The 15,051-nt window shown below is 40.7% G+C and carries 23 protein-coding genes and 1 pseudogene; 22 read left to right on the top strand and 2 right to left on the bottom strand.

Going from position 1 to position 15,051, the window contains the following annotated elements:
• Nucleotides 1–12 precede the first annotated feature (12 nt).
• The 22 genes and pseudogenes from KUH03_RS37805 to KUH03_RS37910 all read left to right on the top strand — a co-directional run bounded on the left by KUH03_RS37805 (nt 13) and on the right by KUH03_RS37910 (nt 13,791).
• Nucleotides 13–261: an ester cyclase gene (locus tag KUH03_RS37805; protein ID WP_257089840.1), complete on the top strand. Its 249-nt coding sequence runs from the start codon at nt 13–15 to the stop codon at nt 259–261.
• 207 nt (nt 262–468) lie between these two features.
• A complete protein-coding gene (locus KUH03_RS37810) occupies nt 469–1,278 on the top strand; it encodes a glycoside hydrolase family 16 protein (protein ID WP_257089841.1) in 810 nt (269 codons plus the stop codon).
• 164 nt (nt 1,279–1,442) lie between these two features.
• On the top strand, nt 1,443–1,703 hold the full coding sequence (locus KUH03_RS37815; protein WP_257089842.1) for a helix-turn-helix domain-containing protein: 261 nt from the start codon (nt 1,443–1,445) through the stop codon (nt 1,701–1,703).
• Nucleotides 1,684–2,022, top strand: coding sequence for a cupin domain-containing protein (locus KUH03_RS37820; RefSeq protein ID WP_257089843.1), 339 nt, complete (start codon nt 1,684–1,686; stop codon nt 2,020–2,022). The genes KUH03_RS37815 and KUH03_RS37820 overlap by 20 nt, the downstream gene beginning before the upstream one ends.
• Nucleotides 2,023–2,383: 361 nt before the next feature.
• Nucleotides 2,384–3,543: pseudogene (locus KUH03_RS37825) on the top strand (DUF5690 family protein).
• A gap of 101 nt (nt 3,544–3,644) precedes the next feature.
• Nucleotides 3,645–4,715: a TIGR03364 family FAD-dependent oxidoreductase gene (locus KUH03_RS37830; protein ID WP_257089844.1), complete on the top strand. Its 1,071-nt coding sequence runs from the start codon at nt 3,645–3,647 to the stop codon at nt 4,713–4,715.
• A gap of 334 nt (nt 4,716–5,049) precedes the next feature.
• Nucleotides 5,050–5,892 (top strand): GAF domain-containing protein, encoded by an 843-nt coding sequence (locus KUH03_RS37835; RefSeq protein WP_257089845.1) that lies wholly within the window; start codon nt 5,050–5,052, stop codon nt 5,890–5,892.
• Nucleotides 5,893–5,948: 56 nt separating this feature from the next.
• Nucleotides 5,949–6,878 (top strand): PAS domain S-box protein, encoded by a 930-nt coding sequence (locus KUH03_RS37840; protein WP_257089846.1) that lies wholly within the window; start codon nt 5,949–5,951, stop codon nt 6,876–6,878.
• A gap of 5 nt (nt 6,879–6,883) precedes the next feature.
• Nucleotides 6,884–7,060, top strand: coding sequence for a hypothetical protein (locus KUH03_RS37845; RefSeq protein WP_257089847.1), 177 nt, complete (start codon nt 6,884–6,886; stop codon nt 7,058–7,060).
• The gene (locus KUH03_RS37850; protein WP_257089848.1) at nt 7,050–7,646 is read left to right on the top strand and encodes a histidine kinase dimerization/phospho-acceptor domain-containing protein; all 597 of its coding nucleotides are present in this window, start codon (nt 7,050–7,052) and stop codon (nt 7,644–7,646) included. Before KUH03_RS37845 ends, KUH03_RS37850 begins: the two co-directional genes overlap by 11 nt.
• A complete protein-coding gene (locus KUH03_RS37855; RefSeq protein ID WP_257097724.1) occupies nt 7,577–8,023 on the top strand; it encodes a response regulator in 447 nt (148 codons plus the stop codon). The genes KUH03_RS37850 and KUH03_RS37855 overlap by 70 nt, the downstream gene beginning before the upstream one ends.
• Nucleotides 8,020–8,763 (top strand): response regulator, encoded by a 744-nt coding sequence (locus tag KUH03_RS37860; protein WP_257089849.1) that lies wholly within the window; start codon nt 8,020–8,022, stop codon nt 8,761–8,763. Before KUH03_RS37855 ends, KUH03_RS37860 begins: the two co-directional genes overlap by 4 nt.
• A 22-nt stretch (nt 8,764–8,785) precedes the next feature.
• Nucleotides 8,786–8,959, top strand: coding sequence for an Hpt domain-containing protein (locus KUH03_RS37865; RefSeq protein ID WP_257089850.1), 174 nt, complete (start codon nt 8,786–8,788; stop codon nt 8,957–8,959).
• Between the two features lie 4 nt (nt 8,960–8,963).
• Entirely contained in the window at nt 8,964–9,320 is a 357-nt protein-coding gene (locus tag KUH03_RS37870; RefSeq protein WP_120258120.1) for a response regulator transcription factor, read from the top strand.
• Nucleotides 9,321–9,488: 168 nt separating this feature from the next.
• The gene (locus KUH03_RS37875) at nt 9,489–10,397 is read left to right on the top strand and encodes a hypothetical protein (RefSeq protein ID WP_257089851.1); all 909 of its coding nucleotides are present in this window, start codon (nt 9,489–9,491) and stop codon (nt 10,395–10,397) included.
• On the top strand, nt 10,391–10,618 hold the full coding sequence (locus tag KUH03_RS37880; RefSeq protein WP_257089852.1) for a hypothetical protein: 228 nt from the start codon (nt 10,391–10,393) through the stop codon (nt 10,616–10,618). Before KUH03_RS37875 ends, KUH03_RS37880 begins: the two co-directional genes overlap by 7 nt.
• Entirely contained in the window at nt 10,605–10,787 is a 183-nt protein-coding gene (locus KUH03_RS37885; RefSeq protein WP_257089853.1) for a glycosyltransferase, read from the top strand. Before KUH03_RS37880 ends, KUH03_RS37885 begins: the two co-directional genes overlap by 14 nt.
• Nucleotides 10,788–10,815: 28 nt before the next feature.
• On the top strand, nt 10,816–10,998 hold the full coding sequence (locus KUH03_RS37890; RefSeq protein WP_257097726.1) for a glycosyltransferase: 183 nt from the start codon (nt 10,816–10,818) through the stop codon (nt 10,996–10,998).
• The gene (locus tag KUH03_RS37895; protein WP_257089854.1) at nt 10,956–11,519 is read left to right on the top strand and encodes a glycosyltransferase; all 564 of its coding nucleotides are present in this window, start codon (nt 10,956–10,958) and stop codon (nt 11,517–11,519) included. Before KUH03_RS37890 ends, KUH03_RS37895 begins: the two co-directional genes overlap by 43 nt.
• Nucleotides 11,516–12,736 (top strand): hypothetical protein, encoded by a 1,221-nt coding sequence (locus KUH03_RS37900; RefSeq protein WP_257089855.1) that lies wholly within the window; start codon nt 11,516–11,518, stop codon nt 12,734–12,736. Before KUH03_RS37895 ends, KUH03_RS37900 begins: the two co-directional genes overlap by 4 nt.
• Nucleotides 12,733–13,239, top strand: a complete 507-nt coding sequence (locus KUH03_RS37905) for a sulfatase-like hydrolase/transferase (RefSeq protein ID WP_257089856.1) — start codon at nt 12,733–12,735, stop codon at nt 13,237–13,239. The genes KUH03_RS37900 and KUH03_RS37905 overlap by 4 nt, the downstream gene beginning before the upstream one ends.
• 90 nt (nt 13,240–13,329) lie before the next feature.
• Nucleotides 13,330–13,791 carry a hypothetical protein gene (locus KUH03_RS37910; RefSeq protein WP_257089857.1) on the top strand — a complete coding sequence of 154 codons (462 nt, stop codon included), beginning with the start codon at nt 13,330–13,332 and terminating at the stop codon, nt 13,789–13,791.
• Between the two features lie 7 nt (nt 13,792–13,798).
• Here KUH03_RS37910 and KUH03_RS37915 read toward each other — a convergent pair whose 3' ends face one another.
• Together KUH03_RS37915 and KUH03_RS37920 are read right to left on the bottom strand one after the other, a co-directional pair.
• Nucleotides 13,799–14,536, bottom strand: a complete 738-nt coding sequence (locus KUH03_RS37915; protein ID WP_257089858.1) for a YaiO family outer membrane beta-barrel protein — start codon at nt 14,534–14,536, stop codon at nt 13,799–13,801.
• Nucleotides 14,488–15,000, bottom strand: a complete 513-nt coding sequence (locus tag KUH03_RS37920) for a M48 family metallopeptidase (RefSeq protein WP_257089859.1) — start codon at nt 14,998–15,000, stop codon at nt 14,488–14,490. Before KUH03_RS37920 ends, KUH03_RS37915 begins: the two co-directional genes overlap by 49 nt.
• Nucleotides 15,001–15,051 lie beyond the last annotated feature (51 nt).

The following is a 15,051-nucleotide window of genomic DNA, read 5'->3' on the forward strand; positions in this document are numbered from 1 at the left end:
AAGCGGATCGTATTGGACTTCTATCAGCAGATGTTCGGTGACAAGGATCTGTCGGCAGTGGACAAATATATTGCGCCGGAATATATCCAGCATAATCCCGAAGTAGCAGATGGTGCAGCAGCATTTAAAGCCGCAGCGGCAAAGTGGTTTGAAGGGCAGCCAAAAACCAAGGTAGACGTGCAACGTATTGCTTCAGACGGTGACCTTGTATTTATCCATGTTAAGAATAAAACCCTGATGGGAGTCTCACCTCTACAATAGATATTTTCCGGTTGGAAAATGGAAAGATTGTTGAACATTGGGATGCACAGCAAGATGTACCAAAAGAGTCTGCAAATGGGCATCCGATGTTTTAATCAAGACTGTTTTTATATTAATGCTAGTTCCTTTTTAAAAAAGGCCTTATATTTAATACGCTATCAATAAATTGGGTAGTTTTGTATTGAAGATAGAAAATAATTAATCTAAATGAAGCGAATTTTAGGCGCAGGCCTGTTTTATATCCTTATATCAGCTTGTAGTGTTCATCACAATCCAAAGGAAAATCCACAGGTATACCTACAGAATCCGGGACGAGAAACGAAGAAATGGAAACTCGTGTGGGAGGAGAATTTTAATTCACCCAATTTGGATACGACCAAGTGTACCCGGATTCCCGCTGGTGGAGCAGACTGGAACCGGCACATGAGTTTGGATGATGCCTGTTTTGGTTGGGAAAAAGGGGAATTGATTCTGAAAGGTATCAATAATACAGATCGGAAGAAGGACGAAAGACCCTTCCTGACCGGAGGAATATGGAGTAAGGGGAAATTTGCCTTCCAATATGGGCGTATTGAAATAAGAGCGAAATTAGGGAGTGCTCAAGGAGCCTGGCCAGCAATGTGGATGCTGGCGGAGTTGGATAAATATGGTCAATACCCTCGAAATGGTGAAATTGATATCATGGAACACCTCAATTTTGATGATATTATTTATCAGACAACTCATTCGCATTATACGCTGAATTTGGGACAAAAGGATAATCCTAAGCATTCGGGGACAGCAAAAGTCACCTCCGGAGCGTATAATGTCTATGGCATCAGCTGGTATCCAGATCGAATTGTATTTCAGCTCAATGGCGAAGATACATTCACTTATCCGCGAATAAGTGGTGTTGATGCATCCCAGTGGCCTTATGATCAACCTTTTTACCTGTTGATAGACCAACAGCTAGGCGGTAGCTGGGTGAAAAGTAGATCAGAAACAATTACCTGTCGAAATGCGGGTGGACTGGGTTAAGGTTTATCAATAACCGGACTGTGGTTACCACCTATTAATATAGCGTTACTATAGTGTTTGCTATTTAAGATGGATTAGCGATTCAATGGTAATCAATAGATGAATTAAGTGACAAAAACTTAACATACCGACCGGGAAAATAATGTTTATTTTTGACCCCAATTATGGAAGATAATACAATATTTAAGATAAGTTATAAAATAAAGGAAATCCGCAAGGAGAAGGGGATAACGATACAGGAAGTGGCTGATAAAGCTGGCGTAAGTAAGGGCCTGATATCACAGATTGAGAATAATCGGACAATACCTTCATTGCTGGTGCTGATTAATATTATTAACGCGCTGGATGTCGACCTGAATGAATTTTTCAAAGACTTTAATTCCGACCTCGATGCAGGTCCTGTAGTTGTTCGAAAAAAAAGATAGCTATACAGCCTTTGAAAAAGAGCATGCTGTTGGATTTAACTATAAACGTATTTATACTTCCGCAATGGATAGTTCTACCATGGATATTGTGCTTCTGGAATTACTTCCTGATGCGCAGCGCCCAATGGTGGAAACAGAAGCTTATGAATATAAATATATTATCAGTGGACAGGTGGAATATGTATTCCAGGACCAAACGATTAGACTGGAAGAAGGTGATTCTATTTTCTTTAATGGACGATTGTCGCATACACCACGCAATGTAGGAAAGGAAAAAGCCCTTATGCTAATTGTTTACTTTTTTGAGAACAAACGCTAACAGAATTCTATCGGAGCATCATAAAAGCATCATTGACTATTTCAATGATGCTTTTTTCTACCCCAAAATATCGGTTCGATTATTTATATTTGTTTATAAATACTTAACAAAAGTTTAGTGTTGTGTTAATTTCCAGAATTTACTTTTGATTGCGGACAATGAGGTCCGTCAACAATTCTAAATCATGGATTTGAACCAGCGAATAAAAAGACGTATAGCGGGATTAGATGAGCGTTCGGTGGCCATACTACTGGCTATTACAGCATTTTTATGTTATACAAGTATGTATTCATTCCGGAAATCATTTACCGCTTCGGCTTTTGCCAATGAATCTATTTTAGGCATAGATTATAAAGTCTGTATGGTTATTATTCAGATGTTGGGTTATTTGGTTTCAAAATTCTACGGAATTAAATTTATCTCTGAAAGCAAGCAGCGTCATAGAGGGCGTTACCTGATCGCATTGATCTGTATTTCATGGGCCGGTTTGTTGGCTTTTGCGCTTGTGCCTAAACCATGGAATGTCATTTTTCTTTTTATCAATGGTTTTCCGCTGGGAATGGTCTGGGGCTTGGTGTTCAGTTACCTCGAAGGACGTCGGTATACAGAAATCATGGGGGCGGTGATGTCTGTGAGTCTAATTTTGCCTCCGGTTTTATCAAGACTGTCGGTCGTTGGTTAATGGCTACATTTCAGGTTGATGAGTTTTGGATGCCTTTTTTGACAGGAATGCTTTTTTCTTACCCTTTGTGCTGTGTGTCTGGATCCTCGAAAATGCGCCGGGACCAACAGCACAAGATAAATGTTTGAGGACCGAACGTGTGGCAATGGATGCAACGATGCGCAAACATTTTTTAAAGTATTTATGCCGGGCATTATTTTGACCATTATCATCTATACGATGTTGACGATCCTACGTGATGTAAGGGATAATTTCGAGATAGAAATCTGGCAAATGCTGCATCTCAAAGGCGCCGGAATTTTTGCCAAAGTTGATGGAACGATAGCATTAATTGTCTTAATTTTAATAGGCTGCCTGATAATGGTAAAAGACAATCTGAAAGCATTTAAACTGATTCATTATATGATTATTTTGGGGTTTCTTACGGCTGGGATTTCCACCTATTTATTTACCATGCACTGGATCGGAGGTCTCAGTTGGATGTTGTTGGTCGGTTTGGGACTTTACATGGCCTATATTCCCTATAATGCCATTTTTTTGAACGGATGATCGCCACCTATCGCATGAAAAGTAATATCGGTTTTGTCATGTATATGGCGGACTCCGTTGGTTATTTAGGGAGCTTTTTGATTTTAATGAATAAAGAATTTTTGCCAAATTCAGTCACCTGGGGCGCCTATTTTATCCAGCTGGTCTATCTTGCCTCCATTATAGGCGCTATTCTGGCGATCTTTTCGCTCGTTTATTTCGTCCGCAAGAAAGAGCAGATGAAATCAAAGAAAGGTGGTGAATTGGTTCAGCCCTGGCAGGCATCCAGTGGCGAAGTACAAATAAGTTAACGCTAATATTTTTAAAGAATGAAAACAAATACATACGATTTAATTGTTGTAGGCGGGGGTATCCTGGGAACTTTTCATGCCTATCACGCATTAAAAAAGGATTGCGTGTTCTCCAGCTTGAAAAAGATAATTTTCCTGTAGGATCTACAGTGCGCAACTTTGGTCAGGTTGTTCCATCAGGAATGGCCGGGGAATGGTTTGATTATGGTGTAAGGGGATTGGAAATATATCAATCCATTCAACAGGAGATGGATATTTCCATCCGGAATAATGGTAGTATCTATATCGCTTCTGATGCCGACGAGGTACAGGTTATTCATGAACTTTCAGCACATTATCAGACGAAAGGTTATGCTCATGCGCTCTGGTCCCAAGAACAAGTTCTGGCAAAATATCCTGCCATGAATGCCGATTACGTCAAAGAGGCTATTGTTTTTGAGCAGGAACTGAGTGCAGAGCCCGAAACAATGATTCGTCAGCTGCATGTTTTTATGCAAGCAAAATTTGAAAATTATACGCTTAAATATGACACAACAGTCATCGCTTGTGAAGATGGCAATGCACTGGCACGTTTAACAACAAGTAGTCTGGATGTATTCGAGGGAGCGAAAATTATTATTTGTAATGGTTACGAATTTAAGATCCTTTACCGCTCTTTGTTTGATGATAGTGGTTTAGAAATCAGTAAACTGCAAATGATGCGTACGAAGCCCTTGCATCAGATCCAGTTGCCGGGAAATATCCTGACGGGATTGACGATTCGCCGTTATGAAAGTTTTGAAGAATACTGCCCTTCATTTGGCGCTATTCCTGTACCTGAGCATTATAATGAATTGCGAAAATATGGAATACATATTTTATTTAAACAGGCTACTGACGGTAGTATTATTGTCGGAGATTCCCATGAATATGCGGCTGGCAATCGATTAGATGAATTGGGTTTTTCGGTTGATACCTATATTAATGAACTCATGATTGCCGAAGCCAACCGTATTATTCCGATGCAGAAAGATTGGATTGCCTCTTCCTGGTCGGGATTCTATTCACAGCATAAAGATCATATTCTTGAGGTTGATATCAGCCCACGTATTCACGTGCGCACCGGAATTGGTGGTAAAGGAATGACAGCCAGTGCCGGTTACGCTGAGCAAAGTATTGAGAAGCTGTTTTAAGCCTATTATTTTTTGAATACAAGAGGTCTGCTAGAAATAGTAGGCCTCTTGTCTTTATACAGGTCTTGTCTTTCTATCTGAAGTTCATATAGGAGGAAAAAAAGTCAGACAGGTGAAATGGATTGATATTTTTAGAAAATTAATTATTAAGAATTTTTAATAGCAGTTTACAGTTGTTTTTAGCAGATTTTCTGCAATCCAAACCAACAATTTAGGATGATCATTGTTGTTTAAATTAGCGTAATTCAATGATATTTCCTTATTGGTTATGTGTTAAACAATGTTTTTATTAACTTCACAGGCATAATAGACCAGAAATAACGAACAGTAGTATATGGCAAACCAAAATTTCCCTGAAAATGAATGGCGAAGGATTGAGAAATTAAAATCCTATGAGTTAATGGGCTTAGGGAAAGACCCTGAATTGGATGTATTTGCGCAGGCGGCTTGCCTGATTACCGACTGTCCCGCCGCTTTGATAGCCATGATGGAAGAGCAAACGCAACGCATACAAAGTTGTGTAGGCATGGAACTGGATACGGTCGAAAGAAAAAATACAGTTTGCCAATATACGATCCTAAGTAAGGAACTGCTTGTCATAGAGGATACTTTTGAAGATCCGCGCTCATCCTCCAATCCCCTGATTCGGGAAGGCAATATTCGTTTTTATGCGGGAGTACCACTGATGGATGAGGATGGCGATGTATTAGGAACCATTTGTGTGATAGATTTTCAACCAAAGTCACTTTCTGACAAGCAACGACATTTATTGGAAGAGTTGGGAATAGGAGTGACTAAGATTCTCCTTGGAAAGAAAAGAAAGCGACAGGCTGGATATTTCTCCGAAATCTTTCAATTGACAAATAATGTCATTTGTGTATTAGATGAAAGTTGTCAGATCAAAGATGTCAATCCTGCTTTTACCAGCGTATTAGGGATCTCAAGATCAGATAGTATGGGGAAGTCCCTGTTTAGTTTATTGCAAGATGATACAAACACATTGGCCTCCGATTTAAAACAGATCGTGGATGCAGATTATGGGATTCAATCCACATCATCGACATTTGTAACAGATGGCAGTGAGGTCATAATCGAATGGCATTTTAAATACGATGCCATCAATCATGAAATTCTAGCCTTTGGCCGGAATGTCACAAAGGAACGTCAGGAAAACTGAAGCTGGAAAATTCGGAGCGTCGTTTCCGTAGTTTTTTTGAAAATGCGATTGGCTTGATGAGCATGCATGATATGGATGGTAATATTTTGGCTGTCAATGAAAAAGGACGGGCGGTGCTTAAATATGAACAGCAGGAAGTCAAATCGCTTAACCTAAAGAAATTGGTCCCACCACATCATGTGGGATTGGTGGAGGACTACCTAAAACGTATCGCGCTAAATAAAGAGGATTCGGCCATGATGGTCCTGCAAACAAAAGATGGTGAAAATATTTCCTGGCTTTATCATAATATGGTCGAATTGGATGAAGAAGGGAAGCCCTATGTGGTCAGTACAGCATTGAATATGACCGATCGCATGCGCCTGGAGAACGATTTGCTGCATACCAAACAGATCCTCGAACAGACCAATGCTGTGGCTCAGGTCGGCGGATGGGAAGTAAACCTCGCAGAAAATAAAGTTTATTGGTCCGACTCAACAAAATTGATTCACGGTGTTGATCCAAATTTTACGCCGGATTTTGAACATGCCATTGGTTTTTATGAGCCCGAAAGCCAAATAGCGCTACGACATATATTCGAAGAATCGATCCGTAGCAGAAAACCTTATGATACCGAATTGCGCCTGTTAAAACAGAATGGAGAAACAATCTGGGTTAGGGTAAAAGGGATTCCTGAATTTGAAAATGATGTCTGTAAACGGGTATTTGGTATTATCCAGGATATTGATAAGAGTAAATCCCTGTATCTCGAATTGGAACGTAAAGAATCCATGTTACGTGCCTTTGTAAATTATGTGCCTGCATCGGTGGCGATGTTTGACCGAGATTTCAATTATGTATCGCTCAGCAATCAATGGATTGAAGACTTTCATAAAGATGAAAGTCAATTACTTAATAAGAACCTGTTTGAACTTTTTCCGGATATTCCGTACCAACGGAAAAAAATCTATCAGGATGCATTGGAGGAATCCCCTATAAGAATATAGATGAGGTGATTCAGGTCGGCGGAATAGCCGAGCCGCAGCACTTCAACTGGGAAGTACGGCCATGGCATCTAACCGATGGCAGCATCGGTGGGATTATCATTTTCACGCAAAATATCACGGAATCCGTCCAAATAAATGAGGAATTAAAACATGCAAAAAAAAATGGCGGATTTGGCAAGTAAAGCCAAATCGGAATTCTTAGCCAATATGAGTCACGAAATCCGGACACCACTAAATGGTGTGATCGGGTTCTCAGATTTATTATTGAAAACTCCGCTGAATGATACGCAAATGCAATATTTGGGCTATATTAATGAATCTGGGAACAGTTTATTAAATATCATCAACGACATTCTGGACTTTTCGAAGATTGAGTCTGGAAAACTGGAACTTTTTGTCGATAAATATAATGTATACGATATCGCAAATCAGGTGATCAATGTGGTATTATACCAAGCTCAGCGAAAAGAAGTTGAATTGCTTTTGAATATCGAGCAAGGATTACCTGCTTTTATATGGGTTGATGAAGCCCGTATTAAACAAGTCCTTATTAATTTACTGGGCAATGCGGTTAAGTTTACCGAAAAAGGGGAGATCGAGTTTAAAATAAGTCAGCTTCATCATAATAGCGACAAGTTAAGCCTACGTTTTGAAGTGCGCGATACAGGAATCGGAATTCCTGAGGAAAACAGCAACGTATTTTTGATGCTTTTACGCAGGAAGACAGTTCTGTCAGCAAACGGTATGGTGGAACCGGGCTTGGACTGACCATCTCCAATAATTTGTTAAAATATATGGGGAGCAAGTTGAATTTGACCAGCCAACTGGGAAAAGGATCGACGTTCTACTTTGATATTGAGGTATCCTGCGAAATGATGGAGCAGGAAGATGGCACTCTACCCTTAAATAGGGTACTTGTGGTGGATGATAATGCCAACAATCGGGTTATCCTACAACACATGCTGGCTTATAAACAGGTTGAGTCTGTATTGGCGGAAAATGGTATGGAGGCATTGCAATTGCTGATGAAAGGAGAGCGATTCGATGTGATCTTGATGGATTATCATATGCCTATTTTATCGGGACTTGAAACCATTGAAAAGATTAAGGAACTGTTTCGGCAACAGGAGAGGGGATTCCGTTGATTGTATTACATACATCTTCTGAGGAGCACGAAGTAATTTCAGCGTTTAGACAGGAAGAACGCTCGTTTTGTCTACTGAAGCCGATTAAATCGGATGAACTGTATCAAACCTTGCGCAGGGCTATCCAACAAAATAAAGAAGAGGCTGGACAGGCAAAAGTAAATCTATCCCTACCTACGGATGTCTATGGTAAAGGTATTCAGGTTTTGTTGGCAGATGATAATGCGGTCAACATGGCATTGAATTTAAGAATGATGGCCAGTATTATGCCAGATGCAATTTTGACAGAGGTGTCAAATGGAGCCGAGGCAATTCGAGCATGTGAGGAAGTGAATTTTGATCTTATCCTGCTCGATGTGCAAATGCCGGAAGTTGATGGTATCGAAGCTACAAAACAGATCCGTCAAATGAAACAATATCAAGATACACCTATTATCGGTATCACTGCCGGGAATGTTTCGGGTGAAAAAGAGCGCTGTTTAGCTGCTGGAATGTCTGACTTTTTAGCTAAACCTATTCGACAACAGGATTTGTTTAATGCCTTGCAGCAAGCAATGTTATCGATGGATTCTTCTCAACAATCGGAGATCGAGGCTGCAGATTTGGCAACCCATTTGGATCTGCAGCGTTTGAATGAACAGGCGGGTGATGACCCGCATTTTTATCCTTTTTCCTCGACTTGGTCATCAAAGAAATTACAGCATCGAGGGCGCAGATTGCAGATGCAAAAAAGAAAATGATCTGAAGCGTATCAAGGAGCTATTGCATAAATTGAAGGGAACTTCATCAACTGCTGGACTTATTAAGCTGGCTCAACTAACAAAAGAGCTGGAAACTAGTATTTCCTTCGATACCGATTTGTCAAAAGCATTTACTGCTATCGAAGCAGAAATGGAAATCGGACTGGATTTGATTACAAAAATTTTAAATAAATAGGAGCATGTTGATTTTAATTGCCGAAGACGACGAGTTAATTTTACGCACCGTAGAACACAAATTAGTAAAAGAAGGACACGAAGTTGTTTTGACCAGAAATGGTCAGGAAGCGATCGAAAAGATCGGAGAATCAGATTTTGATCTGGTCGTGACCGATATTATGATGCCATTTGCGTCGGGGATTGAAATTCTTTCCGCGATAAAACGTATTGGAAAGAAAATTCCGGTCATTGTGCTGTCAAGCATGGGGCAGGAGGAAGTGGTTGTTGAGGCCTTTGACCTTGGGGCTTCAGATTTTATGGTTAAACCATTCAGTCCAAACGAGCTTATCCTGAGAATAAAACGCTTAACAAATAAATAGACTTAGATTATGTCCCAGCATATCGTCCTACATGAGCTTATCCTAGCAATAATCGCCGTTCTAGTTCTAGTGCTATTGCTGATTATAGCCGTGCTGGGCTACAGTTTTTACAGCTATAGGATCTTACATAATCGACATTCCTGGAGACAGATTATTGAGTATAAAATTATGGAGACGATTGTGGGAACGGATCAGAATACTGAACAGGATCAGGAATTTGGCAAACATCTCAAGGAACCTTCATTTCGCGCACTTTTTTTTGGATGTATTGGTTGCTTCGGACCGGAAATTTTCCGGTGGGGCAAAAAAGCTATCAATGGCCTCTTTTATGAATTCAAATTGGAAGACGAGGCTTGGCGAAAGCTAAGGCAAAGAAAAGCCTATCTCATCGCCGGTGGTATACAGGAATTGGCTGCAATGAATGTTGAAGCGGCAATTCCGGAGATAAAGGCAAAGCTGAATGACGACCGTACGGCGATTTATCAGGAGGCACAGTATGCTATGGTAAGTTTTCAGGGCTATGAAGGTCTGGGATTTTTGGAGCATTTTGATAAACCGTTATCAGACTGGCAGCAGTTGCGACTCCTGTACTCTATTCATCATATACCTGAACTTTCTGATGTGCAGGTTTACAGTTGGTTAAAGAGTACAAATGATTCGGTCGTTATATTTACTTTGCGCCTGATCCGAAAATTTAGATTGATGGCGATGTATACAGCGGTCTATGACCTACTTGACCATTCAGCCATATCTGTTCGTGTGCAGGCTATACGGACGATGCAAGCCATAGAAAACCATACGACGATCAGCCAGTTTATGACCTGCTTCGATCAACAGCCCATTGAAGTGCAGCTTGAAATTCTTAAATCCATGAGAGTAGCCCGGAGCAGGGAATGTGAAGACTTTTTGAAGGAACAATTGTGGAATCATGCCGAGGTATCCGTTAAAATCTCTGCGGCTGAAGTGCTTGTCGTTCTAGGGGAAGATCAATATTTACGCGAAATTTCGGAAAGAACAGATACTTACGACCAACTTATCCAGATTATTAAACACGCTTTGCAAGAGAAAAAATGTTAGAATTTTCCCATATTGTATATGAAATTGTAGTTTGGCTGTTTTTACTTTATTCTGCCGCCGTATTTATTATCTATACGTGGATTGGACTATATGCTTATGGAGCAGTCTTTCGTTATAAACATAAAAACGCATTTACCGATTATAGTATTATTGCTACTAATCCCAATGCACCCACCTTCAGTCTGATTGCTCCGGCCTACAATGGGAATGACGATCATTGAGAATGTACGCTCTTTATTATCCCTGTATTATCATAATTTGGAAATTATTATTGTGAATGATGGCAGTAAGGATGATTCCATGCAGAAATTGATTGCAGCTTATGAACTCGAGTCCACTTCTTTTTTGTTCAGGGAAATATTGAAACTAAGGAAATTCGGGGATCTATAAAAGTAAAAATCCTGCCTTTAAAAAACTCATTGTTGTCGATAAAGAGAATGGCGGTAAAGCGGACGCACTCAATGTTGGTGTTAACATTTCCGCAGGTGATTATATCGTCTGTATCGACGTGGACTGTATTCTGGAACAGGATGCGATCTTAAAATTGGCGAAACCTTTTTGGAACAAACAGAGAAACGTGTTATTGCCTGTGGTGGCGTAATACGTTTGGCCAATAATTGCAATGTAGTCAATGGATCCGTGACGGAGGTAAATCTTCCAAAGTCTTGGTTGGGTCGCACGCAGGCGCTGGAATATATTCGTGCCTTTATTTTGGGGCGAATGGCTTGGTCCAGGGCTTCTGGATTGATTTTGATTTCTGGTGCTTTTGGTGCTTTTGATCGTCAGATCGTTCTGGCTTGTGGTGGTTATGACAGAAATACGGTGGGTGAGGATATGGAACTCGTGGTACGTATGCGGCGCTATATGGAAGAGCAAAAGCAAGCCTATGAAGTCGTTAATATTCCGGATCCCTTGTGTTGGACGGAAGTGCCGGAGTCAAAAGAGGTCCTGCGCAAACAGCGCAATCGCTGGATGAGAGGCACCATGGAGACCTTATGGAAACATCGAAAACTGATGTTTAATCCCAAATACGGTCGTTTTGGTATGATCAGTATGCCTTACTGGTTTTTCTTTGAGTTTTGGGACCTCTTGTCGAATTTACAGGTTACATTGTTTTTGTGATCTTTTTTATTCTAGGAATCATCAACTGGCCTTTCTTCTTTGCCTTATTTGCGCTGGTTATCGCTTCTGGAATTCTCTATTCAATTTATGCGATTTTGGTTGATCTTGTCAGCCACCAGGTCTATACAAAAAAACGGGATCTCTCGACTTTGCTTACAACCGCCATTCTTGAACCTTTATATTTTCATCCCATTGTTGTCAAAGCCGGTGTGCAGGGGGTAGTAGATTACTTTCGTAAGCAACATGGTTGGGGCGAAATGACAAGACAGGGTTTTCAACAAAAGGAGTCGAATGAGTCCGTTTGGAAATACTTGGGTAAGCGATTAAATTTAGCATTGCAGGGAATCGGTCCAGTCATGGCTGTTTTCTTTGTGTTGTACATGTTGTCCATCGGCATAGAATGGTGGTGGTATGGCCGACGTTTTGTCCAGCTGGCAGATGTGGGGGCAGGGAAATACTTGCTTGGAGACAATCTGCTCTTTGCCTTTCAGGTGCTTGGTTGCGTTGGGATAGGGTATTTATTGCTTCAGTTTCTCAGTAGCTTTTGGTCGAAGTTTCTGCTGGTCGTATCATTATCAGCAATCGTTGTCATTCAATTTATTCTGTTTCTGTATTTTGCGGAATCGCGAAATCTGCTTGGCGCAGACCTATTTTATTACAGTTCCGAGGAGATGAAACAGATTTTGGAAGCCAGTGGCATGCTGAGTTTTACGAATATCGCTTTACTTTTATTACTGATTGTGATCGCCTGGGTGCCGCTTTGGATAGCCAATAAGCAGACTTTTAAAAAGGCTTATGCGGGGATTGCTTTCGTCTCAATAGGCCTTGTGTCTTGCTTTATTTCTTCGGCTTCAATCTTGGGAAGCGCTTCAGCAAAAGATGAATTTGTGGCCAATGCAAGTCGAAGTAAATGGCGTTATTTTTTTGATTCCAATTTATCCGATTATGTGGCGGAGCATCCCGGAATGTTGGCTGTACTCGGTCAAGATGATGCGGATCCGAAGGAGCTGGATAGTAAATTTCCTTTTCTGAAAACTGAAGATACCAAGGATTTCCTGGGAGCCTATTTAAACAAGACAACGAAGGCACCGAATTTGCTCATTCTTGTTATTGAAGGTTTGGGACATGCCTATAGTTCGGAAAATGGTTATATTGGCAACTTTACGCCATTTATAGGTGCGTTGAAAAACAATCCTTGTATTGGGATAATAATATGAGCTCCTCGGGAAGGACATTTTCGGTATTGCCTACATTAACTGGCTCATTGCCTTTCGCCATGCATGGTTTCCTTGAGCAGGATACTTTGCCGGATAACTTTAATCTGTTCAACATTCTAAAGCATAACGGGTTTAATACCGGATTTTTCTATGGTGGTCATTCTAATTTCGATTTCATGAAAAAATTCATGGACTATAACAAAATTGATAGACTCATTGACCAGGAGGCTTTTGGTCCACCGTATAAGAAGTTACCGGAAAAAGGAGGCGAAAGTTGGGGATATGAAGATCAGGCTGTATTTAGCAAATTGCTTGAAGTACAAAAAGTGCAGGAGAATCCCTATTTCCATGTCCTGCTGACGCTATCGACACACAATCCTTTTTTAATTAATAATGCAGCCCATTATGAGCAGTTATTTGATCAGCGAATCGCATCTATGGAGCTGTCTCCGACGCAAAAAAATGGGCCCTGGAGAACCGGACACAGCTTGTTTCAGTTTTAAATTTGGACGATGCGATGGCACAGTTTTTAAGGAATATAAAAAAGACCGGATTTTGCGAATACCATTTTTATTATCACGGGAGATCACGCTATGCCGGAGATACCTTTACAGAGTAAAATAGACCGTTATCATGTGCCACTATTGATTTATTCGTCCCTGCTAAAAGAAGCAAAGACCTTTCACAATTTTGTGAGCCATTTTGACATTGCTCCTTCGGTACTGGCATATTATAGAGAAAATTTTGCCCTAAAAACTCCAACTCAAGTGACCTGGATTGGTCAAGGCCTTGATAAAGGCGCATCAGCGAAAGGAGAGGGGATCGCCATGATGCAGAGCAAGAATCAACTGATTGACTTTGTGCGCGGTAATTATCACCTTTCTGAGGGCCAATTATATCAACTGGATGGCACATTCAATGAAGATGTGGCCCCGGATAATGCAAAAGAAGAATTGTCCAAGTGCTTTGAATTGTTTAAGCGCAAGAACAAACTGTTTTATACCCAAAAAGATTGTTACCAGACAGTGTCTATGTCAACTATTTTAGACCCTTGAAGAAAGACTAAAATTTGCGGATATAGCCTAGGATGATATCCAGTTGATTTCCTTTTTCTTTTGGTCGGAATTCTTGGTTATAATAGGTGCTCGAGATCGAGAATAGGTTGCTTTGTTTAACCGAAAAATTATACTCAGCACCTACTTTGAATGTCTTTAATTTGTATGGAGCGTTGTCCAATAGATTATTCCGGTTTTCCTCGGGACTCAAACCTGTTCCGGCACTAAATCCGAAGTAATCGTTTGCACCTTTGGTATAGTAACGCACTGTGCCGGTATAAGATTGGGAAATATTCTTCTCGCCGGGTGTGAGGTATGTCCTGAGATTAAACCAGAAGTTTTGGTAATACTTCCCGACGGAAGCTGTATACATCCAGATATTATCACTGAAATAAAGCTGTCGGTATCCGATTTCCCCCTCAAAACTGTTGGGTAGGTTGGCGTATAAGGAGACACCTGTACGGTATTTGGCAAATATGCCTACATTATTGGAGTATGCTGCTCCGACATAGAGGTAAAATATTTTGGATAGACGTGGATAAGCTTCCATTTCAAACTGTACACCATTCTCAGCGAACTTATTTGCATAATTTGTTCTAAAGATCACAGATCCAATCGGGGTAGCACGTTTATAGCTTAAGCCAACGATATGCCAATTATTGTCAAACTGTTTGTCAAAATAGACGAAATTATAGGTTAAACCAATGGCGTTTTTAGCGGTATATTCCTCAATGTTTTTGGCCAAAGATCGCGCTTCCGCATTTTTGGGTCTAGTTTGAGGAGTTGATGCACTGCATTTTCGGCGACCTCATAGTGATTGGCGCTATAGTTGATCTTGGCTTTCAACAACAGGAGATCCTGTGATTGCGGGTGAAAACCCAGCCCTTTGTCGGTCAGCTGGCTCGCTTTCTCAGCCTGGTTATTCCAGTACTCCAGCGCTGCATAAGCTAAAAAGAAGTCTTCATCTTTTGTATTTTTCTTATCTAGCTCATGAAAGAGCGTCCGGGCTGAATCAATCTTGTCTGACCAGGTATAAAGACGCCCCAGAAAGATGCTGATGTCGGTATACTCTGGTGCCTGTACAAGCGCCTGTTTCGATAATTGGATGGCCTGCGGATAGTCTTTTGAATCAAAAGCGACCTTACGTGCTTTGGCAAAGAGATCATCAGCGGTGATTTTTGTCTCTTGGGCAATTGAAAATAAAGGCAATAAAGCGAGTGATAGTAATGGATAGATTACTTTTTCATTCCAGATTGTATA

This window comes from Sphingobacterium sp. E70 (assembly GCF_019285695.1).
GTDB classification, from domain to species: Bacteria; Bacteroidota; Bacteroidia; order Sphingobacteriales; family Sphingobacteriaceae; genus Sphingobacterium; species Sphingobacterium detergens.